This window comes from Thiomicrospira microaerophila, assembly GCF_023278225.1.
GTDB classification, from domain to species: domain Bacteria; phylum Pseudomonadota; class Gammaproteobacteria; order Thiomicrospirales; family Thiomicrospiraceae; genus Thiomicrospira; species Thiomicrospira microaerophila_A.
Genome location: NZ_CP070959.1, coordinates 23,113 through 47,691, shown reverse-complemented (window position 1 = coordinate 47,691; position 24,579 = coordinate 23,113). Strand labels below are relative to the sequence as shown.

The following is a 24,579-nucleotide window of genomic DNA, read 5'->3' as shown; positions in this document are numbered from 1 at the left end:
ACTCAAATGCAATACCAAGTTACCGAAGACGAAGCTCAGCGTGCCAAAAACCCTCACCATATTTATAATCTAAACATCTTGCTCACTCATTTATTTTTATCCTTGACCGTGCTAAAAACCACCGGAAACCCGGTGATGTTTATTTTAATTCCGTTAATATCCATTGCTGTTTTAAGTTATATCTATTTCCGTGGACAACAAAAGATTAAACACGACACTTGGTTTGTTGCGGCTCATTGGGTGCTCGCATGGCGACGCGGAAGAATATTAATCGGAAGTTATATTGTCGGTTTAACCCTAGTTGCTATCTACAGCCTAGTGCAATGGATTATGCCTGGTGGTTTGAGTATGAACAACTTTGCCGACGATGGCAGTTCTACTCCTATTTTTCAAATCATCACGATGTTCTTTGGTGGAGCGATCGTGTTTTTTACCGTGCTGATTACCTTTTTGCAAACGGGGATTTCGGTTTACGATTGTAGCAAGGGAATCGTAGATAAAAATATTGTTAAATACCTGCCTCGAAACGAGCAATCAAATATCGAGCTCGGTGAATTTGATGCTAAAGCAAGTGCTGGTCAACCTCGCACAGAAGAAGATAAAAACTGATGAATATTCGTCCTGTTTATTGGGTAATTTTTATTGCCGTCGCTCTGTTTTTTGGTTTGATGGCGCTGGCACCTAAGGATCAAGGCTTTAATTCTGCCCATCTGCCCTGGAATGCAGCTTATGACGAACAAAACCGTCTACAGGCTTTAGGTATTACGCTGAATGAATCAACGCTTAAAGATTTGATTGAACTTTACGGTCGAGATATCGAAGTCAAACTCTTTCAAATGCCTGATGGCGGGCGCTCAGCTGAAGCCTATATACATTCCGCGTATATTGGCTCTATCCATGGCTCTTTGGTAATTAAGTTGTCGATGACTGATGCGGAACTCGATCGCTACTATGATCGCGGCGCTCGCACCACCGTCTCTAAACAAGGTGCACGAGAAGTTCAGTTGAACAATGAAGATACCCTGGCGCTTTTTAACTACCCGATTGGCGAGATTACTTTGGTGCCACGTCGTCGTTTGACTGACCTAGCGATTGAAAAACGTTTCGGTGAGCCTAGTCGAATAGTGGAAAATGAAGATTTAACTAAAAGTTTATTTTTTGATCAGATGGGCTTGGAACTCATTCTGATTGAAAAAGGTAATGACATTTTACGCTATACCCATCACCCGGCAAGCTAATCATTTTAGCTACCCGTTTACTACCGTTTGGGTGAACTGCATCGCCTGTAGATAACAGTGACTTAAATCTGCAGGCGTACAATCACCTGGCAATGTAAAATCGGTCTCACCTCTTTCTAAGCCTTTAACAGATTGTAAAATAATACCCGGCATGTTTTTACCTGTCATTAAGGCTTCAAAAATTACCTCATCAAGATTTAATTTAGCCAGCAAAACCTCTAAATCCTGATCCATTAGCGCATCAAAAGCAGAAAACAACCCGACTGTAAAATAAAGTTCTTTAGGTCTAATTGCTAGCTTTTCAGCCACCAGTTCACAATACTTGGCACGCGTTAAAGAGGTTTGAAAAAGTTCTTCCGGCTTATCATCCACCCCTGATAACACCAGCATGCTCGCCCAACTTTTAAGTCTATTTAAACCAAAACGTACCACTGCATCATGAATCGAACTGATCTTATGATTACCTTCTAAGTTTTGAGCCAAAAACTTTAACAGTTTTTGACTCAAAGACACATCGCGCGAAATGATATCGCTCAATTTTTGCATATCGACATCAGGATCATAAACACTAGCCAATAACTCTAAAACACTCACCTTATTCGTGGGTAAACGTTGCCCTTGGATAATCACGGGTTTAGCAAAAAAATATCCTTGGAAGTAGTCAAAACCAATTTTCTTACAAAACTCGAAATGAGCCTGAGTTTCAACTTTTTCAGCTAATAACTTAGCACCCTGCTCTTTAAGTCGTTTAACATGCTCAATTAACTGACGCGGCCCCACCCTGAGAATATCGACTTTGATAATATCTGCTAAAGGCTCCAGACATTCAAGTTGCGAATTGAACACATAATCATCTAATGCAATCACATAACCACTTTCACGCAGCTTCTTAACCGCGCTCAGCAAACTTGGTGTAACCCTGACTGTTTCAAGTATTTCGATAACCACCTTGCTCTTGGGAAAAAAAGGCTGATACTCTCGCAACAACAGTCCTTCAGTAAAGTTAATAAAAACTTTATGTTCGCCTGCAATATCCTTAATTCCGATATCACCAAAAGCGTGAATCATCACCTGTGCAGAAGCACTATCCCCCCCAACAATAACGGCATGATTATCCTCACGATTCGCGCGGAACAATAACTCATAGGCAAAGGTTTTAAGCTCTTTATCAAATACCGGCTGGCGGCCAACAAACACATCAATCAAATTTGGCATCTTGGTTGCTCTACATTTAAACAGAGAATATAAGCGTAAGTCATTCTATGGGAGGTTAGGTTGGCGTAAAAGCTTCAGGCATCTGAATTTCTTCATCACCAAACAAAAACTTTTGCATTTCTTCCTGCAAAAAACTGCGTGCTTTAGGGTCTAAACTTGACAAGCGATACTCATTAATCAATATCGTTTGCTGCGCTAACCACTGCTTCCAAGCTTCTTTGGAGACGTTATCGTATACCTTTTTCCCCAGCTCACCTGGAAAAGGCGCAAACTCTAAACCGTCTAGTTCTTCTTTAATCTTTACGCACTGTACTTTTCTTGACATCCTTCTTCTCCTGAGTGTTAGGTTAAGTCGTTTTTATGTAGCTAATGGAACCTATTGGCCTTTAGTCCGACAGGCGCCTAGTTTTTTAATTATTTTCTTTATAGGCGCAGGTAAACCTAAGGCTAAAGCCTGCGCTGGCAACATCCATATTAGGTCATCGTTTGCTTCATTGACCCCTAGGACTTTTTTAGCCACAACGGGCCAAAGGGTCAAGCGATAATGGCTAAAACAATGTGTTATCTCTTCCCATTCTAGCAAAGAATTCAATTCGACCCCAGCCAGCATCAACTGATTTTTATCGCTAAATTCCGGCAGGCTATACAAACCACCCCAGATCCCTTGCTCCGGTCGCTTGTAAAAAGCCACTTGACCTGATTCATTAAACATAATCAAAAACCAAAGCTGTTTGCTGGGTAGGTTTTTTTTCGGCTTAGGCGTTGGAATTCGTTCAACCATCGAATTCAATGCGGCTTGACACTGGGCATGTACAGGACAAAGCTCACAAGCAGGCCTGGTTCGTTTACAGAGGGTTGCCCCCAAGTCCATGATAGCTTGAGTATAGTCCGCAAAGCGCGATCCAGGTAATAAAGCTTCCGCTTTTTGCCAAAGTAGGGTTTCTATCGACTTAGTACCTGGCCAACCTTCGATCCCATAAAAACGCGTTAACACGCGCTTTACATTGCCATCTAGAATGGCATGGGGTTGATCAAAAGCTTGAGATAAAATGGCCGCAGCCGTTGAGCGGCCTATTCCTGGCAAAGCTTGAACTCGCTCTAGATCATCAGGAAAAACACCCGCATACTGCTGTTGAATAATTTGTGCCGCACGATGAAGATTTCGTCCCCTGGCATAATAGCCCAAACCGGCCCAGTGGGCTAAAACGTCGGATTGTTCAGCACGCGCTAATTTCGTCACGCTTGGGAAAGCCCGCATAAAGCGTTCGAAATAGGGAATAACCGTTTGCACTTGGGTTTGTTGCAACATGATCTCTGATACCCAAACTTGATATGGGCTTCTTGGGTGTTGCCAGGGTAAATCATGGCGGCCATATTGATCAAACCAATTTAATAATTGACCGGCAAAATCTACATTCACCCCAAGCTGGTTATTCATCTTCAGCAGCGAACTCATTTTTCAGCTTAACGTAGTGTGCCGCAGAATATTTAAAAAAGGCTTTCTCTTGGTCGGTTAAGGCTCGCATTTGCTTAACCGGGGAACCCACATACAAATAACCACTTTCCAAAACCTTTCCGGGAGGAACCAGGCTATTAGCCCCGACCAATACCTGTTTTTTAATATGGGCATTGTCCAATATCACCGCCCCCATACCAATCAAACACTCGTCTTCGATAATACAGCCATGTAAAACCGCATTATGGCCAATGGTGACATCTTCACCAACAAGCGTTTTAGAGCCTTTTGACCTTTCAGATTCATGGGTAGTATGCACCACCGCACCATCTTGAATATTTGAACGCGCGCCAATCTTGATATCATTGACATCACCACGCAACACGGCACAAGGCCAAATACCCACATCTTCAGCTAACTCACACTTTCCAATCACCTGTGCACTGGTATCGACCCAGGCACTATCTGCCATTTGAGGCAAGATACCCTTATATTTTCTAATCGCCATTATTCACCCTCTTGATTAAACTAGGTTAATAAAAAAGCCTGAGAAGGCTAATACCTCTCAGGCTTTTAAACTTACATTATTTTAAGCGGCAGTGGGCATACCTTGTACATGCACATCCATTTGCGGATAAGGAATCACAATGTCATTTTCATCAAACGTCAGTTTAACTTTTTCAATGTAATCGAATCTAACCGCCCAATAATCTGCCGAATCAACCCAAATACGCACCGTAAAGTTAACACTGCTATCTGCAAGCTCAGATACAACAACCAAAGGTTCTGGATCAGTCAATGCGCGTGTTTCTTGCTGGATTAGATCTTGCAAAATCGTTTTCGCCTTTCTCAGATCACTGTCATAGCTGATACCAAAAACAAGATCTATTCTGCGGGTGGGCTTTGCCGAGTAATTAATCATCGCAGAATTATAGATCTGCCCATTAGGAATAATCACCTGGCGGTTATCGCCGGTTCTCATTGCAGTGCTAAAGAGTTGAAGCCCTTCTACCACGCCCATTTGACCTCCGACTTCAACAAAGTCCCCCACTTTAAACGGTTTAGTTAAAATCAACATCACGCCTGAAGCAAAATTATTAAGTGAATCTTTTAGTGCCAAACCAATCGCCAAACTGGCTGCCGCTAAAATGGCTACCACCGAGGTGGTATCAAAACCAAGGTAACTTAAAATAGCAATCGTTAGGATCACATAAAGCAATCCCTTTGCTACCGATTTTGAAAAACTAACTAGAATCGGTTGCACCTCAAACTTAACCAAAATTTTGTCTAGTAAGTTTAGAGCTAAACCAATTAACTTATTCCCGATATAAAAAGCAACGATCGCCACCAATAACTGTATTCCGAAAGGAATAACATATTGGTTTAGTATATTCTCAAACTCCATAACCCGAACCCTCTTCTGATTCATTGAAATTAAAAGCGATGTAATACCAGGCTTGACTGTAACTAAGCCGATTATTACTGTAGAATAGTATAGGTTAAAAGTTTATTTTTTATCTAAAATTTATAAGGAATTGCCCATGGCAAGAGTTACAGTAGAAGATTGTTTACACCATGTTGAGAATCGTTTTGAATTAGTTTTAGTTGCCGCTAAACGTGCGCGTCAATTAGGCAATGGTTCAGAACCTACGCTCGCATGGGAAAACGACAAACCAACCGTGGTCGCGTTGCGTGAGCTGGCAGAACAAAATATTACTCCAGAAGTGATCCTAGCTGATCCTGATACCCCTCCTTTTTTCCGCTAATTTCTGCATTAAAGCGATCGCGTTATGAGCACCCCTAATTCGTTAGACGGATTATTAGAAAAGGCCAATGCCTATCTTGCACCCGAGCTGGTCAGCCAGATTGTGGCTGCTTTTGAATTTGGTGCTCTCGCGCACGCTGGGCAAACCCGCAAAGCTGGCGGAGCTTACATCTGGCATCCGGTTGCGGTGGCTGAAATCTTGGCTGAAATTCAGCTGGATCATGAAAGTTTAATTGCGGCCATCTTGCATGACGTGATTGAAGACACCCCCTACACTAAACAGGATATCATTGATCGCTTTGGTGAGTCGGTTGCCGAAATTATCGACGGCGTAACCAAGCTAGGTAAAATTGCTTTCGACACACCGCAAGAAGCTCAAGCAGAAAGCTTTCGTAAAATGATGCTGGCGATGTCTCGTGATATTCGCGTCATCCTAATCAAACTGGCCGATCGCCTCCACAATATGCGTACGCTAGGGGTAATGCGACCCGAAAAACAACGACGTATTGCACATGAAACGCTCGACATCTATGCGCCTATAGCCGCGCGATTAGGCATTAATGCGATACGGATTGAACTTGAAGATCTCGGTTTTAAAGCCCTTTACCCTAAACGCTATGCAACCCTTGAATTTGCGGTTAAAAAAGCGCGTGGTAATCGTAAAGAAATTATTGAACAAATTAGCGATGCGATTCAAACTCGCATCCACCAAGAAGGCTTTAAGTCTCAGGTCGTCGGCCGTGAAAAGCACCTCTACAGCCTTTACAAAAAAATGAAAAAGAAAAAGCTTTCTTTTGAAGAGGTACTGGATATTTTCGCCTTTAGGGTGATCGTAGAAAATGCTGACGATTGCTATCGAATGCTAGGATTGGTTCATTCACTTTATAAACCTCTACCCGGAAAGTTTAAAGATTATATTGCGATCCCTAAACCGAATGGCTATCAATCGTTACACACTCTATTATTTGGCCCTTACGGTGTGCATATTGAAGTGCAAATACGCAGCGAAATGATGCACGAGGTGTCTGAACACGGTATCGCAGCGCATTGGCAATATAAACAAACCGAATCCAATACACAGCCTAGCGCAGTCGATGTACGCGCGCAGGAGTGGGTAAGAAATCTTCTTGAAATCCAGCAAAGTGCCGGTAATTCATTAGATTTCCTTGAAAATGTTAAAATCGATCTATTCCCTGATGTCATCTACATTTTCACGCCACAGGGCGAAATTGTCACCCTGCCTAAAAACTCAACTGCGGTTGACTTTGCTTATGCGGTGCATACTAATCTTGGCCATGCTTGCGTCGGCTGCAGGATAGATCGCCAGCTAATGCCATTACGCACCCTGCTTGAGAGCGGACAAACCGTTGAAATTATTAAATCGAAAGAAACTCAGCCCAATCCTACTTGGCTGAATTTTGTAACCACCGCTAAGGCACGTTCGCAAATCCGCCACTTTTTGAAAAACCAACATTCACGTTCGGCAACGGATTTAGGTCAGCGCTTACTTACCAAAGCGATGCGCGTTCATAACATGGCTTATTCCGGCCTGAGTGATGAATTAATTGCGCGTTTAGTTAATGAACTAAAACTCAAGGATTGGAATCAGCTGCTCGAAGAAATTGGTTTAGGTCAACGTATGGCAGGCCTGGTAGCAAAACAAATTCATGATGCGCTGCTTGGCAAAGACGATCATATTCCAAATATTTCGGATGCCAACGGTCAACATCAGCCCTTGGCTATCTCAGGTACAGAAGGCTTGGTGGTTAACTATGCTAACTGCTGCCACCCGATTCCGGGTGATGACATCATTGGTTTTATTTCCAGTGGCAAGGGCTTGGTAATACATCGCCGTGAATGCAAAAACGTCAAGCACTACCAAAATCAACCCGAAAAATGGCTGGATGTCGATTGGGATCCTAATAGCGAAGAGTTGTTTGCCGTTGAGATTCAAATTGAAACCAAAAACCAACGCGGTGCATTGGCGCTAATCGCATCCGAAATCGCCAATACAAAAACCGATATCGAGCGCGTAAGGTCTGAAGACAAGGATGAAACCTACAGTTTAATGAACTTTGTGGTGTCGGTACGCAACCGTGATCACCTCGATGAGCTTCTGCGTCATTTACGCAGGATTCCGATTATAGACAAAGCCGATCGCGTCGAAAACCTCGATCACTAACCCTAAAGGACAAGCTATGCGTCAAATAATTTCAACCCCTAATGCGCCTGCTGCGATTGGTACTTACTCTCAAGCCGTTCGAGTGGGTGATACGGTTTATTTATCTGGTCAAATTGCACTGATCCCTGAAACCATGCAATTGGCAGAGGGTGAGATTGCCAACCGTATTCATCAAGTGTTTAAAAACCTGAGTGCAGTCTGTGAAGCGGCGGGCGGCAGCTTGCAAGATATAGCTAAACTGAATATTTTCTTAACGGATATGAGCCACTTTGCTACCGTTAATGAAATCATGGCACAGTACTTTCAACAACCCTATCCTGCGCGTGCCGCTGTGGCTGTCAAGCAGCTGCCCAAAGACACCGATGTGGAAATGGACGGCGTAATGGTCGTTTCCAGCTACTAAATCAACGCGATGCTCGCGCAAATGCAGGTGACCGGCCTCAAAGGGGTCGGTGACAAACAAGCGGAAAAACTCGCCAAACTTGGCTTAAACAAGGTTCAAGACCTTTTATTTCACCTGCCCCATCGCTATCAAGACAAAACCAAAATCACCCCGCTGGATCAAGCGATTATTGGCCAAGAAGTTCTGATTGAAGCCACGATTAGACAACAGCGTCTTACCCAAGGCCGACGACCCACACTACTGGTAGAATTGGAAGATGCTTTAGGGCATCATGTAGGGCTACGTTTTTTTCATTTCCAAGCTAGTCAAGCACGGCAATTTAAACGCGGTGAGCAGGTTCGAGCCTATGGCGAGCTGCGCAGCGGTCTGAACGGTTTTGAAATCGTTCATCCTCAATACAAGGTTTTCAGCAGTGCTCCCCCTCCGCTTGACGATACCCTCACCCCGGTTTACCCGACAACCGAAGGCCTAGGGCAGTTAACATTGGTCAAGCTGATTAAACAAGCTATCGCCTTGTTAAAACAATATCCTTTGGAAGAAGGCCTTAACCAGGCCTGGTTAAGAACTTGGCAACTGCCTGATATTAACCAGGCGTTGCTTACGCTACACCAGCCTCAACCGAGTGATGACCTGGCTCAAATAAAGCGTTTTGAGCACCCGGCTCAAGCAAGGTTGGTGTTTGAAGAGTTGATTACTCAACAACTGACTTTAAAATTAATGCGTCAACAACAGGTAAAGCGCTATGCCCCGCAACTGGCGGCCAGCCGAACAGCAAATGCACTGCTCGCCAGTTTACCGTTTGAACTCACTCAAGCCCAACAACGAGTATGGCAAGAGATTATCGCGGATCTCAAACAGACACAACCTATGCAAAGACTCGTTCAAGGTGACGTGGGTTCAGGCAAAACCATTATCGCTGCACTGGCTGCATTACAAGCCGCTGATGCAGGTTATCAAGTCGCCATTATGGCACCAACTGAAATTCTCGCCGAGCAGCATCGCAATCACTTCGCCGAATGGCTTGATCCACTAGGTATCGAAATGGCATGGCTCAATGGTCGGCTCAAGGCGGCTGAAAAACGCGATATGCTGGCAAAAATCAGTTCCGGTGAAGCTAAGATTGCTGTTGGCACCCATGCTCTGTTTCAGGATGCCGTTACCTTTGAACGGCTTGGACTGGTGATTATTGATGAACAACACCGTTTTGGTGTCCATCAACGCTTATCGTTAAACCAAAAAGCACACACCGACGAAATTGAAAACTTTGCTCCCCATCAACTGACGATGACCGCCACCCCGATTCCGCGTACCTTGGCGATGACCGCCTATGGTGATTTAGATATTTCGGTGATCGACGAGCTGCCCCCGGGACGCCTGCCTGTTGATACCGCCGTGCTAGGTAATCAAAAACGCCATGAAGTAATGGCTCACCTCTATCATGCTTGTAAAACAGGCGTACAAGCCTACTGGGTATGTCCGTTGATTGATGAGTCTGAACTGCTGGATGCACAAGCGGCTCAAACCACCTTTGATGAATTTCGACAACTCTGGCCAGATATGCGTGTCGGCTTAGTTCATGGTCGCTTAAAAGCCGCTGAAAAAGAACTCATTATGCAGCAATTTAAAGCGCATGAACTGGATTTACTGGTTGCCACCACAGTGATCGAAGTCGGCGTGAATGTACCTAACGCCAGCCTAATGATTATTGAAAATGCTGAACGTCTTGGGTTATCCCAACTACACCAGCTGCGCGGTCGAGTCGGCCGTGGCGCAAAAAAAAGTCACTGCGTGCTGCTCTATCAGCCGCCCTTATCGGCGACCGCCAAAGCACGACTGCAGATTATGCGCGAAACCAATGATGGCTTTGTCATTGCCGAGGAAGACTTGCGCATTCGCGGGCCGGGCGAAGTACTGGGCACCCGCCAAACCGGAGGAATGACACTTAGAATTGCCGATATCCAACGCGACCAGGCCTGGATTGAACCCGCACAAGACTATGCCACACAATTACTTGAACAGGCATCGCCAGGCCTGGTTGCATTGCTGCAACAACGCTGGATTGGCGAAAAACTAGAGTACAAACATGCCTAGCTTTCAAACAAAACGCTGGTATCCAGCCAGCATGGTTCAACGCTTAACACGCCATTCTAGCCAGCAGACCTGGTTATTAGATCAAGGCTCGTTAACCCAAAAATTACGCCAACAGCATCCAAACCTAAGGGTTAATATTGTTAGCGAAGGCTTTGCACCCATGTTTTATGATGAGGCTTTAGCACTGAACACACCGTTACATCACCGTGCCTGGGTTCGCCAAGTTCAACTGATCAGTGATCAGCGCGCGCTTGTCTATGCGCGCACGGTTATTCCCCAGTTTTCGATTCATAACCCTTGGTGGCGCATCAAACATCTAGGTCAAAAACCCCTTGGCGAAGTGCTGTTTAACCAAGTAGGATTAGCACGTTCAAAATTTGATTTTTGCCATAGCCACTGGCTGCCTGAACAACCCGCCTACCTTGCAAGGCGCTGCCAGTTTTCACAACAAAGCATACCGCTCCTGCTTACCGAAGTTTTCTTGAGCGCTTTCTGATAAACGTCTAGAGCCCAGTAAACTAAATCTTAAAGCAATTCCAAATTGGCGTAGGACTTCACCAACCATTTCAAACCTGCATGCTTAAAGTTAACCTGAATACGCATATGGTCACCGCTACCTTCCGTCGCCACCACGGTACCCTCACCGAATTTTTGATGGAAAACCCGCTGACCGAGTGGCAGGCCGGATGCGTTCTGCTCGGCTTGCAAGGCTTTCGCGGCGCTATTTCCCCAGTCGCGTGAGGTTTGCACCTGCGCCCCCATTCTTACCCAATCGACACAATCCGCAGGCACTTCTTTGATAAAACGCGAAGGCGCCGGATAGATTTCTGAACCATGCAAGCGCCTGCGCTGGGCATAACTCATCACCAGCTTACGCTCGGCACGGGTAATCCCGACATAGGCCAAACGACGTTCTTCTTCTAAGCGATAAGGGTCATCATTCGACGCTTGCGAAGGAAACAACCCCTCTTCCAGCCCCACCATAAACACTAATGGAAACTCCAAACCCTTCGCCGCGTGCAAAGTCATCAACTGCACAGCGGATTCCCATGCATCCGCTTGGTTTTCACCTGCCTCTAAGGTCGCCTGGGCTAGAAACGCTAATAGCGGATTATCTTCGTTCGCCATTTCCAGTTCATTATCGGTATCGGATTTCGGTTTTTTATCAAAACCCGCCGCCGCGTTAATAAGTTCATCCAAGTTTTCTAAGCGAGATTGGCCTTGCTCTGACTTGTCTTTTTCAAAATGGGTTTGCAAACCGGAACGCGCAATCACCAGCATCACCTGATCTTGCAAAGGCTTACCCAAGCAGGCCTGGTCAAGCGCATCAATTAACTCGATAAACCCAGCCAACGCACCTTTTGCCCGCGCGGTCATCCCGGATTCTAATTGGGTTTTCGCCGCTTGCCACAAAGACAAGCCCAAATCCCGCGCAAGGTCACGCACCTGTTGCATGGTTTTTTCGCCAATACCGCGCGTCGGTAAATTAAACACCCGCTCAAACGATGCATCATCGTCACGATTAACGATTAAGCGCAAATAAGCCAACACATCTTTAATCTCCGCGCGATCATAAAAGCGCAACCCGCCATAAATCCGATAGGGCACCTCAGCTTGAATCAACGCCTGCTCAAACACCCGCGATTGGGCATTTGAACGATACAAAATCGCAACCTGCTTGCGCTCGCCACCCTGCTCAACCCAGCGTTGCAATTGGGTAATCACATAATTGGCTTCATCAAACTCATTAAACGCCTCATACACTGAAATCGGCTCACCGGCTTCACCGGCACTCCATAACTCTTTACCCATTCGCTCCGAGTTAAACGCTATCAATTGGTTGGCGGCTTTTAAAATCGTGCTGGTCGAGCGATAATTTTGCTCCAAACGCACCAATTTCACATCGCTAAACTGCTGTTCAAACAAGCGGATATTTTCTATTTTCGCGCCGCGCCAGCCATAAATGGATTGATCGTCATCGCCGACCACAAACAACTTGCCGGTTCCGCCCGCCAATACCCGCAACCAAGCATACTGCAGGCTATTGGTATCCTGAAACTCATCGACCAAAATATGGCGATAACGGTTTTGATAAAAACTTAGAATTTCCGGGCGTTTTAGCCAAAGTTCATGCGCTCGAAGCAATAACTCAGCGAAATCCACCAGGCCTGCTTTCTGACATTGCTGCTCATAAGCTTGATAAATCTGCAGCATTTTTTTGACATAAGGATTATGTCCTGCATCAATATGATGCGGGCGGCGACCCTCTTCTTTTTCACCGTTAATATACGCCTGCACCTGTTTAACCGGCCACTGGGTTTCGTCCAACTCCAGCGCTTTTAACAAGCGCTTAACCAATCGTTTTTGATCATCGGAATCTAAAATCTGAAAGGCTTGCGGCAAACCGGCCGCTTCGTAATGCTGGCGTAACAAGCGATACGCAATGCCATGAAAGGTGCCCATCGTCACGCCCTGCGCCTGCTGACCTATCAACTGCTCCATCCGCCCACGCATTTCACGCGCGGCCTTATTAGTGAAGGTGACGGCTAAAATATTAAACGGCGACAGCTTCACGACTTCGGTCAACCAAGCAATTCGGTGCACCAGAACCCGTGTTTTACCACTGCCGGCCCCGGCTAAAATTAACGCATGGCGCTCTTCCAATGTCACCGCCTCACGCTGGGCATCATTTAAATCATTTAATATAAACGTAATATCCATGTTTGATTCTTTTGCTATTCTGATTTATGAGGCGTATGCTACGCTAAATAGGGAAAAAATCCAAAAATATGGCAAGTTTTTAAAAAAACTCCCTATTCTATCTTGCATAAACCAGTCTGTTAGTGTAATAATTGACAGAATGTACTTTAATGGGTGAAATTGGATGGGCTGCTTTTAAAAAATACAGCTCATAACCATAAAATTGAGATTTGCTATTCCCCTTCGGATTAAACACATTCCATACGTTAGACCTTCACACACGGATTCATTTGAAAGGCTTTCGTATTTAAGATAATAAAAAATTAAGGAGTTACCAATGAGTGACAAAATTATTTCTACCTCTGACGCTAATTTTGAAACCGAAGTTTTAAGTTCAGATTTACCAGTTTTAGTCGACTTTTGGGCTGAATGGTGTGGTCCTTGTAAAATGATTGCGCCAATCCTTGATGATGTAGCTTCTGAATATGCTGGCAAAGTAAAAGTCGTTAAACTAAACATTGATGAAAACCCTTCAACACCTCCACAATATGGTGTTCGTGGTATCCCTACATTAATGCTGTTCAAGAACGGTCAAGTTGATGCAACCCAAGTGGGTGCCTTGTCAAAATCACAGTTATGTGGTTTCCTAGACAACAATCTATAAGTTCTTTAGTACACCGATTTTTATCGGTGTACTTTGTTTTAACGTCCTAATTCACTTCCAAAATTTCTAATCCGCCTTCTGGCTTTCTAATTTATTTTTTCAAACGAATACAAAACCAATATGAATTTAACAGACTTAAAAAAATTATCCGCCGCTTCATTACTAGACCTTGCAACTGAAATGGAGCTTGATAGCAATCTTGCTCGCCAACGCAAGCAAGACATTATTTTTGCCATCCTAAAAGGTCACGCCCAAAAGGGTGAAGATATTTTTGGTGAAGGCGTATTAGAAATCCTTCCTGACGGCTTTGGCTTCCTTCGTTCTGGCGATGGTTCCTATTTGGCCGGCCCGGACGACCTTTATGTTTCACCTAGCCAAATCCGCCGCTTTGGTTTGCGTACCGGTGATACGGTAGAAGGCAAAATTCGTCCACCTAAGGACGGCGAGCGCTATTTTGCACTCCTCAAGGTTAACAAGATTAACTTTGAGGATCCTGAAGTAGCTAGACGTAAAATTGCATTTGAAAACTTAACTCCGCTGCATGCTGACACCCGTATGCGCATGGAAATCGGCAATGGTAGCACCGAAGATATTACACCACGCATTATCGACCTAGCCGCCCCGATTGGTAAAGGTCAACGTGGGTTAATTGTTGCCCCGCCTAAATCCGGTAAAACCGTGATTATGCAAAGCTTGGCTCAGTCGATTGCTGAAAACTATCCCGAATGCTACCTCATCGTCTTACTGATTGATGAACGTCCGGAAGAAGTCACCGAAATGCAGCGCACGGTTAAAGGCGAAGTGATTGCCTCAACCTTTGACGAACCTGCAACCCGCCATGTTCAGGTTGCCGAAATGGTGATTGAAAAAGCCAAGCGCTTGGTGGAGCACAAAACTGATGTCGTGATTCTTCTCGATTCGATTACCCGTTTAGCGCGTGCCTATAACACCGTTGTGCCGGCATCCGGGAAAATCCTTACCGGCGGTGTTGATGCCAACGCATTACATCGTCCAAAACGTTTTTTTGGTGCCGCGCGTAATATTGAAGAAGGCGGCTCACTCACCATTATCGCCACTGCACTGGTTGATACCGGCTCGAAAATGGACGAAGTGATCTTTGAAGAATTCAAAGGCACAGGCAACATGGAACTCCATCTTTCTCGTAATATTGCGGAAAAACGTACCTTCCCTGCGATTAACTTGAATAAATCAGGTACCCGTAAAGAAGAGCTGCTTACCACGCAAGAAGAATTACAGAATATTTGGATTCTGCGTCGTTTCCTTCATACCATGAATGAAATCGAAGCAATCGAAACCTTGATTGACCAGATGAAAGTCAGCAAAACCAATGCGGCTTTATTCCAATCAATGAAAAGATAACAAGCTGTTTTTCAAAACTTTTTTAAATAAAAAACAAACAAGGCCTTGATTTTAACAATTTCCCTGTTAAAATCTCGCCTTTAACTTTAAACCCCATTAAACTTGGACCGTCATTATGAGAGCAGACATTCATCCAGAATACAACGAGGTGGTTTTCCAGGATATTTCAACTGGTGAATCTTTTTTAACTCGTTCAACCCTAAAAACTTCTGGCGAAACGATTACATTAGACGGTAAAGAATACCCGTTGGTACGTGTTGAAGTATCAAGTGCTTCTCACCCGTTTTATACTGGTAAGCAAACACTTGTTGACACTGAAGGTCGCGTTGAAAAGTTCCGTCAAAAATACGGTTCACTTCGTCGCTAATACCAAGCTGGTTCTTTACCTTCTTGCAAAAGCCGCATTATTGCGGCTTTTTTATTGTCTAAAAATGACACCTTGATACTTTAGCGTTAAAATAACGCTTTTGATTTTTTGAAAAGGGCTTTCCATGTCAGCATTACAAAACGACCGCTTCCTTCGCGCACTCACTCGTCAACCTGTTGACCGCACCCCTGTTTGGATGATGCGTCAAGCGGGGCGCTACTTACCAGAGTACCGGGCTACCCGCGCGCAAGCCGGTTCGTTTATGGACTTATGCCGCAATGCTGAACTGGCCTGTGAAGTCACTTTGCAACCGCTTGAACGCTTTCCACTCGATGCCGCGATTCTGTTTTCAGACATCTTAACCATCCCGGATGCCATGGGTCTGGGCTTACGCTTTGAAACCGGTGAAGGCCCTATTTTTGATAAACCAGTGCGCAGCCTTGCTGATGCGAAAAAACTTTATGTGCCTGATATGGCCTCAGAACTTGGCTATGTGATGAATGCGGTCAGCACGATTCGCAAAGCGCTCAATGGTCGTGTACCCCTAATTGGTTTTTCTGGTAGCCCTTGGACACTGGCAACCTATATGGTTGAAGGTGGCTCAAGCAAAACCTTTTCTAAAATTAAAGCCATGATGTATGACGAGCCGGCCACCCTGCACCACATTTTAGACGTATTGGCTGACTCGGTGATTGCCTATCTTAACGCCCAAATTGAAGCCGGTGCACAAGCAGTTCAAGTGTTTGACACCTGGGGCGGTGTCCTCACCCCGCGTGATTACAAGGAATTCTCTCTTAACTATATGGCTAAAATTGTAGCCGGTTTAAAACGTCAGCATAATGGCGAAAAAATTCCGGTGATTCTGTTCACCAAGGGTGGAGGCCAATGGCTTGAGGCGATGGCGGATACCGGGGCTGATGCATTAGGACTCGACTGGACCACGGATATTGATGATGCACGTCGTCGCGTCGGTGATCGCGTTGCCCTGCAAGGCAATATGGACCCCAGCATGCTTTATGCTTCGCCTGAACGTATCCGTCAAGAAGTGGCGACCATCTTAGAAAAATATGGTCAAGGCTCAGGTCATGTATTTAACCTTGGACACGGCATTCACCCTGAGGTGAAGCCTGAACACGCAGGCGCGTTTATCAACGCTGTCGTCGAACTAAGCCCTAAATATCACGCCTAATTGATTTCAAAAACAAACAGCTCGTTTTCTTTTAGGGAAAACGAGCTGTTGTTGTTTACTTATAAATTTACTAAACGACTAATAACGACCTAAATCTAGGCGCTGAGTTGCTTTAATCGTAACGCCATCGTCTTTTAGCTGTGCGGCTTTAACCGTGACATAGTAGAGATTATTGCGGCCACCTGAACAAGGCGGCATATAGGCGCCTGCCTTATCCCATGCCGGGTTACGATGCTGTTCAATCATAAAAAAGCCTTTGGGCAATTCAAAACTATGACCTGAAACCTGCGGCACCCATTGTTTCGTTACCGATTCATTTAACGCATAACCAAACTTACCATGACCGCCATTGTCCATCGGTTTATGGCTTTCGTCACTGTATTCAAAAATCAATAGATTGGTATTTTCAGGAATATCGCTGATCATCAAGGCAGGGGTTCGAGGGCCTTCACCACCAAACTTTTGGCACTGCATACCCTGTGGGATTTTTTCACCATCCCAAGCCGGATCGGCCAATTCAACCACCAGCGCATTGACCGGCAAAGCCACCGCCAAACCTAAACCCATTGCCAGGCTAAGTATTTTATTCACGTTATCACTCCTTTTGTTTTATTCAGCAACAAGCTGAGGTTAAATTTTACCCTGTTGCACTCACTAATTTGAGACTAGAATTTAAAATAATTTACTCGCAATTTATGATCTTTTAGCCCATACTTAACGGTTTTGCGGTTTGGTTTGCTTGCACTTCAGATCGCTTCACTTATTGCGCACTGCGCTAAAGGTCTGAAGACAATGACATTTAATGAATTAAACCTCCACCCTGCCTTGGTTCAAGCCGTGGCTGATGAAGGCTACACCATCCCTACACCCATCCAACAGCAAGCGATTCCGCTGGTTTTGCAAGGCGAAGACTTGATGGCCGCTGCTCAAACCGGTACCGGTAAAACCGCTGGCTTTACCTTGCCGATGTTGCATAATCTGGCTAAAGGCACGGGCGCAAAACCGAATCAGGTCCGCGCACTGGTATTAACCCCAACCCGTGAATTAGCCGCACAAGTTCATGAAAGCGTGGTCAACTATGGCAAGCATCTAAAGCTGCACTCTTCAGTGGTGTTTGGCGGCGTCAGCATTAACCCACAAATGATGAAACTTCGTCGCGGCGTCGATGTATTGGTCGCCACCCCCGGGCGCTTGCTTGACCTGCACTCGCAAAATGCGGTGAAATTTGATCAACTTGAAGTTTTGGTGCTAGACGAAGCCGACCGTATGTTGGATATGGGCTTTATCCATGATCTAAAACGCATTGCTAAATTATTGCCGAAAAAACGCCAAACGCTGATGTTCTCGGCGACTTTTTCTGACTCGATTAAGCAACTGGCGCATCAGTTTTTGAACGCACCCAAACAAGTGTCGGTCACCCCGCCAAACAGCACCACAGAACTGGTACTGCAAACCGTGATTCCAGTTGACAAGGCGCGTAAAACCGACCTATTGATTCACCTGATTGCGGATAACCAATGGCAACAGGTTTTAGCTTTCAGCAAAACCAAACATGGCGCGAACCGCATTTGTGAAAAACTGATTCAAGCCGGTATTCCGGCAGCAGCACTGCATGGCAATAAAAGCCAAGGCGCGCGCACCAAGGCACTGGCCGATTTTAAAGCTAACAAGGTGCGCGTACTCGTCGCTACCGATATCGCCGCACGCGGCATAGATATTGACCTGTTACCGCATGTGATTAACATTGACTTACCGAATGTGGCGGAAGACTATGTGCATCGTATTGGTCGCACCGGACGCGCCGGTTCAAAAGGTGAAGCCTTATCGTTAGTCTGTGCGGATGAAGTGGAATTGTTAGCCGGTATTGAACATCTAACCGGCAAGCTGTTGCCAAGACGTTTTGAAGCGGGCTTTGAACCTAATCATAATCTGCCGGAAACTTCATTAGACCGTAAACCGAGACGCGCGCCTAAACCGGCAGCAAACCGAAACAGCAGGCCTGCTGCTGGCCGCGGTGCGCGTCAAGCCGATGGTCAAGCTAAACCAAAACCGAATCGCTGGCCAAGCCGTGATCGTAAATCATCCAGCTCAACCGCAGCTAAAAGCCGCGGTTAACGGAAAAGATTTAACAGTCGCTGGGCATTGTCCGGCGACAGAAGTTGGCTCAATTCAACCTGCCATTTCGGTTCACGCAATGGCCCGGTTAGTTTAATCGGCACCTGCATCCCTTTTAGTTTAGCTAGGGCTTCTGGGGGTTGTTGATAGGTTAACTGGAGCCGACTGTCTATTTGGGCAAGCGGGATATGAACCCGACCAAATGCACGTGCGCTAAAACGCGCCGAATCAAGTTCGGCTTGTTGAATATGATAAATACCGTTAATCGCTTCACCTCTCAACACCAGCTGATCCAGTTCGGTTACATCGCCTTCAACCGACACACGCCCCGCCAACAATTTATTGACGTCAAGACCTCTGTAAACACCGTCTTTGATCTCAGCAGAAAACAATCCATTAAGATGGTATTTAATCGCATCCAGATTACTGCCTTGGGTTGTTAAATCGAAGCGGCTGTGTAACTGTCCGCTTAATTGATCATAGCTTAATAAATCTAGTAAAAACGCTTGGGCATCGACCTGATTCATACGCCCCTTTAGCTTATATTTGGGCGTATCTTGGTTAACATCCACTTGCAACTGACTGAGCCATTCTCCGCCATAGAGCTGAGCATCAAACGGTGCCAAACTCATTTGTCCATAGTTTGAATCTATGCCGATGGTAACCTTTTGAACCTGTGTTTGCCAGGCCTGCAAATCACCGATGGCTAAACGCCCCTGAATCTTACTTTCACGCAGGGTACTCACCGGCACCGCAAGCGGTAAATAGGTTGCGACTTCTTGGGGGGGTTGAGTATCTGCCGCTAATCTTGGCTCACTCGCTTTAGCTGCGTAGAAATCTAGGTTTAAATGATCTAGGTTTAGATCAAACTGATAGATCGGGGCTTGCTCGGTAAAGCGATAAGCAAACTGACCCATAATTTGAGTTTGATCGAGATTTAAGGCAATACGATCCAATGACCAGGCCTGGTTGGCCCATTGCGCATCTAACTCACCCGACAATTGAGTAAAGGCTTGTTCATTAATAAAATTCGGGTAACTCCAATCCCAGTGATCAAACCAATAGCGTAGGTTCGCCTGCTTAATTCTAAGTTGAGTCTGATAGGCTTGATCTTGATCGCGCCCTTGCAGCGCTAAATCCATTTCAAATGCAAGGTGTTCCGAGCTTAAGGCTAAGCCCTGCCACTGCCAATCATTCTCTGAAAAAACGCCACTCAGTTGCTTAAGTGTGACACTCAATTCAAGCGGAGCACGCGCCGACTGCTGTGGCCATTCGATCCAATTCGAACCCTGAAGATCATAGAGCTGTATCTGATCCAGGCTATCTGAAAGCCGCAAGTTAGCTTGGTAATTCAAACGCCAGTTTTGTTGAGTGTGTAGGTTTTTAACCTCTGCTTCCAGCTTAATCGCAATAGGTTCGGTGAGTTGAATCGGCAGGGCTTCAAAGTTAAGCGCGCTAATATCCAAGGCCTGATCATTGATCAAGTCACGCCAAATTAGCTCACCCTGATAAAGGCTAAAACGCTTGAGTTTTAAGTCGTACTCTTTAACCAGTTTGGCCAAAGGTGTCAGAATCGCGTTGACCAAGGCGGCTTCCTCTTGCGTTTGCACGACTCGACGATACTGCCAATCTGCCTCTAATGCAGCCTGTTTTTGCCAACTCAATTGACCGTCAAGCTGACGCGTCACCACAAGCCGAGGTTGAAACCATTCAATCGCGGTCAGTTGTATTTGACGACGTAAAAATAAATCGGCATAGGAGGCTTGCAGATTGAGCTTATCAAAACGCAGTAGAGGTTCAGCTTCGGGATCGGCAGAAGGGCTGGAAACCTGAGTATTTTCAATGGTAAGCTGCAAAGGCCATACGCCCGCCTTTAGATCACCGGAAATGGTTAAATCCAAACCGGTTTTATTACTGATTTCTTGCTCGATCATAGGCTTATATTTATTAAAGTCCATAAAACTAATCGCCAACACAAAACCGATCAGCACGAACAAAGGCACACTGATTGCTACAATTAATAAAATTTTTACTAGGCGTTTTACTAGGCTTGCCATAGGTTACTCCTGGTCAGGAAGGGTCCAAAAATCGTTCAATAAGACTGTTTAAATAGGTTTGGCCTCGGGGCGTCACCTCGAGCCAATTCGAGCTAAGTGTAATCCAACCTTCTTGCTGAAGTTCACTCAAGGGGTGTTTAATTTTTTCTAGGCTTAATCCTGTCCGCGCGCTAAATAAATCCAACTCAAATCCTTGTTGCAATCTTAACGCATTCAACATAAATTCAAAAACCAATTCATCGGCCTCAACCTTCTGCCAACGACCAGGCCTACTGGTTTGCGCTTGTGCCATTAGTTGCATAAACGCGCCTGGCGAAGCCGGCATTTGCGTTCGCCAAACCTCCGCCGTTTGCGCTAAGGTTATTTTGCCATGTGCGCCTGCGCCCAATCCTAAATAATCACCGAACTGCCAATAGTTTAAATTATGTTGCGCCTGATGGCCCGGTTTAGCAAAGGCCGACACTTCGTAATGAAGATAACCCGCCTGTTTAAGTGCCGCTTGGCAGGCCAACTGCATCTCCCAAGCCAAATCCTCATCCGGCAATATCGGCGGTTGACGATAAAATGGCGTATTAGGCTCCAAGGTGAGTTGGTAATGGGATATGTGCGGTGGTGCCGCCTTAACCAAACGCCGAACATCGTTCAACGCCTGTTCCAAGGATTGCCCGGGCAAGGCAAACATTAAGTCACAATTAAAATTCTTAAAGCCGGCTTGTTTAGCTTTTTCAATCGCTGACAAGGCCTGGTCATCATTATGTATGCGCCCCAAGGCTTGCAAATGAACCGGGTTAAAAGTTTGAATTCCTAACGAAAGCCGATTAATGCCCGCCTGACGAAAACCAATAAACTTGGCTTCATCCACCGTGCCGGGATTGGCTTCAAGCGTAATCTCAATGTCCGGGGCAAACCCCAGCAATGCCCGTAACTGCGACATCAACCAATCCAAGCCCTCAGGCGAGATTAAACTTGGCGTACCGCCGCCAAAAAAGATCGACGCAATCGGTCGCCCCCAAATCCAAGGCAACATCTGCTCACACTGTTTAACCAACGCTTGCAAATAAGCGCGTTCCTGTTGCGCTAAATCGGCCTTAGCCTGATGTGAATTAAAATCACAATAGGGGCATTTCTGCACACACCAAGGGTAATGGATGTACAGGGATAAGGGTAAAGGCTGGCTAAACTGCAACATTCAACGGCTAGGCCAATTGCGCAATCAGCGATCGCAACGCTTGCGCACGATGGCTGATTTTGTTTTTTTCAATCGGATCGAGTTCAGCTGCGGTGCAATCGAATTCAGGCACATAAAAAATTGGATCATAACCAAATCCACCCTCGCCGCGCGGGTGGCGCAATAACACCCCTTTCCAACGGCCTAAACCGATTAAGGGCGTCGGATCATTGGCATGACGCACACACACCATAGCACAATAATAACTGGCCTGACGCTGACCGTCTTCAACCTCGTCCATTTTTTCCAAAAGCTTGTTTAGGTTTTGGCGATCCGTAGCGCCAATACCAGCATAACGGGCTGAATAAATACCCGGTTCACCATTTAAAGCCGCCACCTCAATGCCGGAATCATCGGCAATCGCCGGTAAACCTGTTTTTGCTGAAGCAAAACGCGCTTTCAACAAGGCGTTTTCAATAAAACTTAAACCGTTTTCGCCCGCTTCCTCGGAAAAAAATTCGCCCTGTGGACGGACATCTTTGCCCGGCAATAATGCCAGCATTTCTTTCAGCTTACCTTTGTTGTTTGTTGCAAGTACCAGCGTTTCCATTCGGCCTATTCCTTTATGCATCCAAGCTCGGTAATGGCGACAAGGCCTCGGTTTGTTTCTCAATCAGACTAAAAATAGCCTGTTGACCCAAGGTCATCATCTCATTCATCTGCGTCAAGCTAAACGGTGCAGCCTCTGCCGTACCTTGAACCTCAATAAACTCACCCTGCGCGGTCATTACCAGATTCATATCCGTATCCGCACTCGAGTCCTCGGCATAATCTAAGTCTGCTACCACCTGACCTTGGTACACCCCTACCGACACCGAAGCAATCTGATTCACAATCGGATTCACCGCCAGCTTACCCTGCGCCATTAAATGCTCAATCGCTAAAGACAAGGCAACAAAACCACCGGTAATCGATGCGGTACGCGTACCGCCATCGGCTTGAATCACATCACAGTCAATATAAATCGTTCGCTCACCCAACTGGCTTAAATCTAAGGCCGCGCGCAATGACCGACCAATCAAACGTTGGATTTCTAAGGTACGCCCGCCCTGTTTACCCGCACTGGCCTCACGGCGCATCCTTGTTCCGGTCGAGCGCGGCAACATACCGTACTCAGCGGTCAACCAGCCTTGACCCTTGTCTTTTAAAAACGGGGGAACCGAGTCTTCCACGCTGGCGGTACAAATCACCTGGGTATCACCAAATTCGATTAGCACTGACCCTTCGGCATGCTTGGTAAAATTCCGGCTTATCTTCACGGCTCTTATTTCAGAAGCCTTTCTTCCGCTTGGACGCATTGCTGTTCCTTTCTGCTCAACCTGTTAAAATGGCGCTTATTATACCTTAAGCCTTATGCGCCCCTGAAACTAACCGCAAGCCATTAGCATTAAAATAGGAACGGATTTATGAAAAGCATGACCGCATCGGCACACTTGAGCCATAACTTTGACGCAGGCCAAATCCATTGGGATATTCGAGCTGTCAACCAACGCTTTTTGGAGTTAAATTTTCGCCTGCCGGAAGCCGCCCGTGCGCTAGAAATGCCGTTGCGTGAAGCCTGTAAAAAATCCTTACAACGCGGCAAACTCGATATAGGGCTGCGCTATGAACTTCACCAAAATGAACAGGGTTATGTGATTGACAACTTGCAATTACAGCAACTCAGCCAAGCGATCAACCAAATCCAACTCGCGCTCCCCGAAGCCACACAGATCAATCCGCTCGACCTACTCAATTGGCCAGGCCTGCTTGCTAACCCACAGGCCAATTTAACCGACTACCAAACGGAAATCTTAACCAGCTTTCACCAAGCACTCGAACAACTCAATCAAGTCCGCGAACGTGAAGGCGCACAGCTAGCCGAGATGCTAAACCAACGCTGTCAAGCGATACGCCAACAACTGGCCGAACTCAAACCGCTAATGCCCGAAATCCTAGCGATACAACAGGCCAAACTCACTGCCCGAATTGCAGAAATGACCGCCAGCCTTGATGAATCAAGACTCGCCACAGAACTTGCGATGCTGGCACAAAAAACCGATATTACCGAAGAAATAGATCGGCTTTACACCCATCTTGATGAAGTCGAACGCGTGATTCAACAAACCGGCGCCATAGGAAGACGCCTAGACTTTCTAATGCAAGAACTCAATCGAGAAGCCAATACACTCGGCTCCAAGTCGATAGATATACGCACCACCCAAACCAGCGTAGAACTCAAGGTACTGATCGAACAAATGCGCGAACAGGTTCAAAATATTGAATAAAGGGGTTAGCTACAAAAAGGACTCCAGTTATAGCTCTGCATAGCTCACTTTCTTATGGAGTAACGCTTCGGTTTCATGTGCCCACTTGGGGCGGCATGTTCACCGGAGCTTAAGGTTCGGGTAACGATGAGTTTTTGAATGGGTTTAAAAGGCATCTTTTAGCACCTCATCAATGCTAGAGGGCATGGTGGTGCGCGCTATGTTAGATTGTGTGAGTTGATAGAGCCTGTCTAGCGAATCGAGGGTCTGCCAAAGCAACAAC

The 24,579-nt window shown here is 45.9% G+C and carries 24 protein-coding genes; 13 read left to right on the top strand and 11 right to left on the bottom strand.

From position 1 onward, the window contains the following. The first annotated feature begins 6 nt into the window (after positions 1–6). On the top strand, positions 7–609 hold the full coding sequence (locus JX580_RS00255; protein WP_248850807.1) for a hypothetical protein: 603 nt from the start codon (positions 7–9) through the stop codon (positions 607–609). Beyond that, complete coding sequence (locus JX580_RS00250) at positions 609–1,238, top strand: hypothetical protein (protein ID WP_248850806.1); 630 nt, start codon at positions 609–611, stop codon at positions 1,236–1,238. Before JX580_RS00255 ends, JX580_RS00250 begins: the two co-directional genes overlap by 1 nt. Before the next feature lie 9 nt (positions 1,239–1,247). On the opposite strand, the gene JX580_RS00245 is transcribed toward JX580_RS00250, so the two are convergent. From JX580_RS00245 to JX580_RS00225, 5 genes are all read right to left on the bottom strand, one after another. Then, a complete protein-coding gene (locus tag JX580_RS00245; protein ID WP_248850805.1) occupies positions 1,248–2,453 on the bottom strand; it encodes an EAL and HDOD domain-containing protein in 1,206 nt (401 codons plus the stop codon). Positions 2,454–2,508: 55 nt separating this feature from the next. Next, a complete protein-coding gene (locus JX580_RS00240; RefSeq protein ID WP_248850804.1) occupies positions 2,509–2,778 on the bottom strand; it encodes an oxidative damage protection protein in 270 nt (89 codons plus the stop codon). A 51-nt stretch (positions 2,779–2,829) separates the two neighbouring features. Then, the gene (gene mutY, locus JX580_RS00235) at positions 2,830–3,909 is read right to left on the bottom strand and encodes an A/G-specific adenine glycosylase (protein WP_248850803.1); all 1,080 of its coding nucleotides are present in this window, start codon (positions 3,907–3,909) and stop codon (positions 2,830–2,832) included. Continuing rightward, positions 3,884–4,417 carry a gamma carbonic anhydrase family protein gene (locus JX580_RS00230; RefSeq protein ID WP_248850802.1) on the bottom strand — a complete coding sequence of 178 codons (534 nt, stop codon included), beginning with the start codon at positions 4,415–4,417 and terminating at the stop codon, positions 3,884–3,886. The genes mutY and JX580_RS00230 overlap by 26 nt, the downstream gene beginning before the upstream one ends. 81 nt (positions 4,418–4,498) lie before the next feature. Continuing rightward, positions 4,499–5,314, bottom strand: a complete 816-nt coding sequence (locus JX580_RS00225) for a mechanosensitive ion channel family protein (protein WP_248850801.1) — start codon at positions 5,312–5,314, stop codon at positions 4,499–4,501. A gap of 136 nt (positions 5,315–5,450) precedes the next feature. Between JX580_RS00225 and rpoZ the strand changes: the two genes are divergently transcribed. From rpoZ to JX580_RS00200, 5 genes are read left to right on the top strand one after another with little or no spacing between them, the layout of a single operon-like run. Continuing rightward, positions 5,451–5,675, top strand: a complete 225-nt coding sequence (gene rpoZ, locus JX580_RS00220; protein ID WP_248850800.1) for a DNA-directed RNA polymerase subunit omega — start codon at positions 5,451–5,453, stop codon at positions 5,673–5,675. 24 nt (positions 5,676–5,699) lie between these two features. Then, positions 5,700–7,856: a RelA/SpoT family protein gene (locus JX580_RS00215; RefSeq protein WP_248850799.1), complete on the top strand. Its 2,157-nt coding sequence runs from the start codon at positions 5,700–5,702 to the stop codon at positions 7,854–7,856. Positions 7,857–7,872: 16 nt separating this feature from the next. Beyond that, positions 7,873–8,259 carry a RidA family protein gene (locus tag JX580_RS00210; protein ID WP_248850798.1) on the top strand — a complete coding sequence of 129 codons (387 nt, stop codon included), beginning with the start codon at positions 7,873–7,875 and terminating at the stop codon, positions 8,257–8,259. A 21-nt stretch (positions 8,260–8,280) separates the two neighbouring features. Continuing rightward, on the top strand, positions 8,281–10,350 hold the full coding sequence (recG, locus tag JX580_RS00205) for an ATP-dependent DNA helicase RecG (protein ID WP_248850797.1): 2,070 nt from the start codon (positions 8,281–8,283) through the stop codon (positions 10,348–10,350). After that, positions 10,343–10,846 carry a chorismate--pyruvate lyase family protein gene (locus tag JX580_RS00200; protein ID WP_248850796.1) on the top strand — a complete coding sequence of 168 codons (504 nt, stop codon included), beginning with the start codon at positions 10,343–10,345 and terminating at the stop codon, positions 10,844–10,846. The genes recG and JX580_RS00200 overlap by 8 nt, the downstream gene beginning before the upstream one ends. A gap of 29 nt (positions 10,847–10,875) precedes the next feature. Here JX580_RS00200 and uvrD read toward each other — a convergent pair whose 3' ends face one another. After that, positions 10,876–13,071 (bottom strand): DNA helicase II, encoded by a 2,196-nt coding sequence (uvrD, locus tag JX580_RS00195; protein ID WP_248850795.1) that lies wholly within the window; start codon positions 13,069–13,071, stop codon positions 10,876–10,878. Between the two features lie 316 nt (positions 13,072–13,387). Between uvrD and trxA the strand changes: the two genes are divergently transcribed. The 4 genes from trxA to hemE all read left to right on the top strand — a co-directional run bounded on the left by trxA (position 13,388) and on the right by hemE (position 16,650). Then, positions 13,388–13,714 carry a thioredoxin TrxA gene (gene trxA, locus JX580_RS00190; RefSeq protein ID WP_248850794.1) on the top strand — a complete coding sequence of 109 codons (327 nt, stop codon included), beginning with the start codon at positions 13,388–13,390 and terminating at the stop codon, positions 13,712–13,714. A 120-nt stretch (positions 13,715–13,834) separates the two neighbouring features. Next, a complete protein-coding gene (gene rho / locus JX580_RS00185; protein ID WP_248850793.1) occupies positions 13,835–15,094 on the top strand; it encodes a transcription termination factor Rho in 1,260 nt (419 codons plus the stop codon). A gap of 115 nt (positions 15,095–15,209) precedes the next feature. Next, a complete protein-coding gene (locus tag JX580_RS00180; protein ID WP_248850792.1) occupies positions 15,210–15,461 on the top strand; it encodes a type B 50S ribosomal protein L31 in 252 nt (83 codons plus the stop codon). A 124-nt stretch (positions 15,462–15,585) separates the two neighbouring features. Next, positions 15,586–16,650 (top strand): uroporphyrinogen decarboxylase, encoded by a 1,065-nt coding sequence (gene hemE / locus JX580_RS00175; RefSeq protein ID WP_248850791.1) that lies wholly within the window; start codon positions 15,586–15,588, stop codon positions 16,648–16,650. A 78-nt stretch (positions 16,651–16,728) separates the two neighbouring features. Here hemE and JX580_RS00170 read toward each other — a convergent pair whose 3' ends face one another. Next, positions 16,729–17,241, bottom strand: coding sequence for a hypothetical protein (locus tag JX580_RS00170; protein WP_248850790.1), 513 nt, complete (start codon positions 17,239–17,241; stop codon positions 16,729–16,731). A gap of 201 nt (positions 17,242–17,442) precedes the next feature. Between JX580_RS00170 and JX580_RS00165 the strand changes: the two genes are divergently transcribed. Then, a complete protein-coding gene (locus tag JX580_RS00165) occupies positions 17,443–18,765 on the top strand; it encodes a DEAD/DEAH box helicase (protein WP_248850789.1) in 1,323 nt (440 codons plus the stop codon). On the opposite strand, the gene JX580_RS00160 is transcribed toward JX580_RS00165, so the two are convergent. Genes JX580_RS00160 through rph form a run of 4 tightly spaced genes read right to left on the bottom strand, consistent with a single transcriptional unit; the run spans position 18,762 to position 23,348 of the window. Continuing rightward, positions 18,762–20,822, bottom strand: a complete 2,061-nt coding sequence (locus JX580_RS00160; RefSeq protein WP_248850788.1) for an AsmA family protein — start codon at positions 20,820–20,822, stop codon at positions 18,762–18,764. The two genes, JX580_RS00165 and JX580_RS00160, sit on opposite strands and share 4 nt — an antisense overlap. Positions 20,823–20,835: 13 nt before the next feature. Continuing rightward, positions 20,836–22,011, bottom strand: a complete 1,176-nt coding sequence (hemW, locus tag JX580_RS00155; RefSeq protein WP_248850787.1) for a radical SAM family heme chaperone HemW — start codon at positions 22,009–22,011, stop codon at positions 20,836–20,838. A 7-nt stretch (positions 22,012–22,018) separates the two neighbouring features. Further along, positions 22,019–22,600, bottom strand: a complete 582-nt coding sequence (gene rdgB, locus JX580_RS00150; protein ID WP_248850786.1) for an RdgB/HAM1 family non-canonical purine NTP pyrophosphatase — start codon at positions 22,598–22,600, stop codon at positions 22,019–22,021. Positions 22,601–22,613: 13 nt separating this feature from the next. Further along, entirely contained in the window at positions 22,614–23,348 is a 735-nt protein-coding gene (gene rph, locus JX580_RS00145) for a ribonuclease PH (RefSeq protein ID WP_248850785.1), read from the bottom strand. A 108-nt stretch (positions 23,349–23,456) separates the two neighbouring features. On the opposite strand from rph, the gene JX580_RS00140 reads away from it, so the two are divergent. Further along, on the top strand, positions 23,457–24,317 hold the full coding sequence (locus JX580_RS00140; protein ID WP_248850784.1) for a YicC/YloC family endoribonuclease: 861 nt from the start codon (positions 23,457–23,459) through the stop codon (positions 24,315–24,317). The last annotated feature ends 262 nt before the right edge of the window (positions 24,318–24,579 follow it).

What these genes read in the sequence shown, in the direction of transcription:
- JX580_RS00215 (WP_248850799.1), top strand. Translation starts at nt 5,700, where the DNA reads ATGAGCACCCCTAATTCGTTAGACGGATTATTAGAAAAGGCCAATGCC.
- JX580_RS00225 (WP_248850801.1), bottom strand. Translation starts at nt 5,314, where the DNA reads ATGGAGTTTGAGAATATACTAAACCAATATGTTATTCCTTTCGGAATA.
- rph (WP_248850785.1), bottom strand. Translation starts at nt 23,348, where the DNA reads ATGCGTCCAAGCGGAAGAAAGGCTTCTGAAATAAGAGCCGTGAAGATA.
- mutY (WP_248850803.1), bottom strand. Translation starts at nt 3,909, where the DNA reads ATGAGTTCGCTGCTGAAGATGAATAACCAGCTTGGGGTGAATGTAGAT.
- uvrD (WP_248850795.1), bottom strand. Translation starts at nt 13,071, where the DNA reads ATGGATATTACGTTTATATTAAATGATTTAAATGATGCCCAGCGTGAG.
- JX580_RS00255 (WP_248850807.1), top strand. Translation starts at nt 7, where the DNA reads ATGCAATACCAAGTTACCGAAGACGAAGCTCAGCGTGCCAAAAACCCT.
- hemW (WP_248850787.1), bottom strand. Translation starts at nt 22,011, where the DNA reads ATGTTGCAGTTTAGCCAGCCTTTACCCTTATCCCTGTACATCCATTAC.
- JX580_RS00245 (WP_248850805.1), bottom strand. Translation starts at nt 2,453, where the DNA reads ATGCCAAATTTGATTGATGTGTTTGTTGGCCGCCAGCCGGTATTTGAT.
- JX580_RS00250 (WP_248850806.1), top strand. Translation starts at nt 609, where the DNA reads ATGAATATTCGTCCTGTTTATTGGGTAATTTTTATTGCCGTCGCTCTG.
- recG (WP_248850797.1), top strand. Translation starts at nt 8,281, where the DNA reads ATGCAGGTGACCGGCCTCAAAGGGGTCGGTGACAAACAAGCGGAAAAA.
- JX580_RS00165 (WP_248850789.1), top strand. Translation starts at nt 17,443, where the DNA reads ATGACATTTAATGAATTAAACCTCCACCCTGCCTTGGTTCAAGCCGTG.
- JX580_RS00200 (WP_248850796.1), top strand. Translation starts at nt 10,343, where the DNA reads ATGCCTAGCTTTCAAACAAAACGCTGGTATCCAGCCAGCATGGTTCAA.
- rpoZ (WP_248850800.1), top strand. Translation starts at nt 5,451, where the DNA reads ATGGCAAGAGTTACAGTAGAAGATTGTTTACACCATGTTGAGAATCGT.
- rho (WP_248850793.1), top strand. Translation starts at nt 13,835, where the DNA reads ATGAATTTAACAGACTTAAAAAAATTATCCGCCGCTTCATTACTAGAC.
- rdgB (WP_248850786.1), bottom strand. Translation starts at nt 22,600, where the DNA reads ATGGAAACGCTGGTACTTGCAACAAACAACAAAGGTAAGCTGAAAGAA.
- trxA (WP_248850794.1), top strand. Translation starts at nt 13,388, where the DNA reads ATGAGTGACAAAATTATTTCTACCTCTGACGCTAATTTTGAAACCGAA.
- JX580_RS00230 (WP_248850802.1), bottom strand. Translation starts at nt 4,417, where the DNA reads ATGGCGATTAGAAAATATAAGGGTATCTTGCCTCAAATGGCAGATAGT.
- JX580_RS00240 (WP_248850804.1), bottom strand. Translation starts at nt 2,778, where the DNA reads ATGTCAAGAAAAGTACAGTGCGTAAAGATTAAAGAAGAACTAGACGGT.
- JX580_RS00210 (WP_248850798.1), top strand. Translation starts at nt 7,873, where the DNA reads ATGCGTCAAATAATTTCAACCCCTAATGCGCCTGCTGCGATTGGTACT.
- JX580_RS00140 (WP_248850784.1), top strand. Translation starts at nt 23,457, where the DNA reads ATGAAAAGCATGACCGCATCGGCACACTTGAGCCATAACTTTGACGCA.
- JX580_RS00180 (WP_248850792.1), top strand. Translation starts at nt 15,210, where the DNA reads ATGAGAGCAGACATTCATCCAGAATACAACGAGGTGGTTTTCCAGGAT.
- JX580_RS00160 (WP_248850788.1), bottom strand. Translation starts at nt 20,822, where the DNA reads ATGGCAAGCCTAGTAAAACGCCTAGTAAAAATTTTATTAATTGTAGCA.
- hemE (WP_248850791.1), top strand. Translation starts at nt 15,586, where the DNA reads ATGTCAGCATTACAAAACGACCGCTTCCTTCGCGCACTCACTCGTCAA.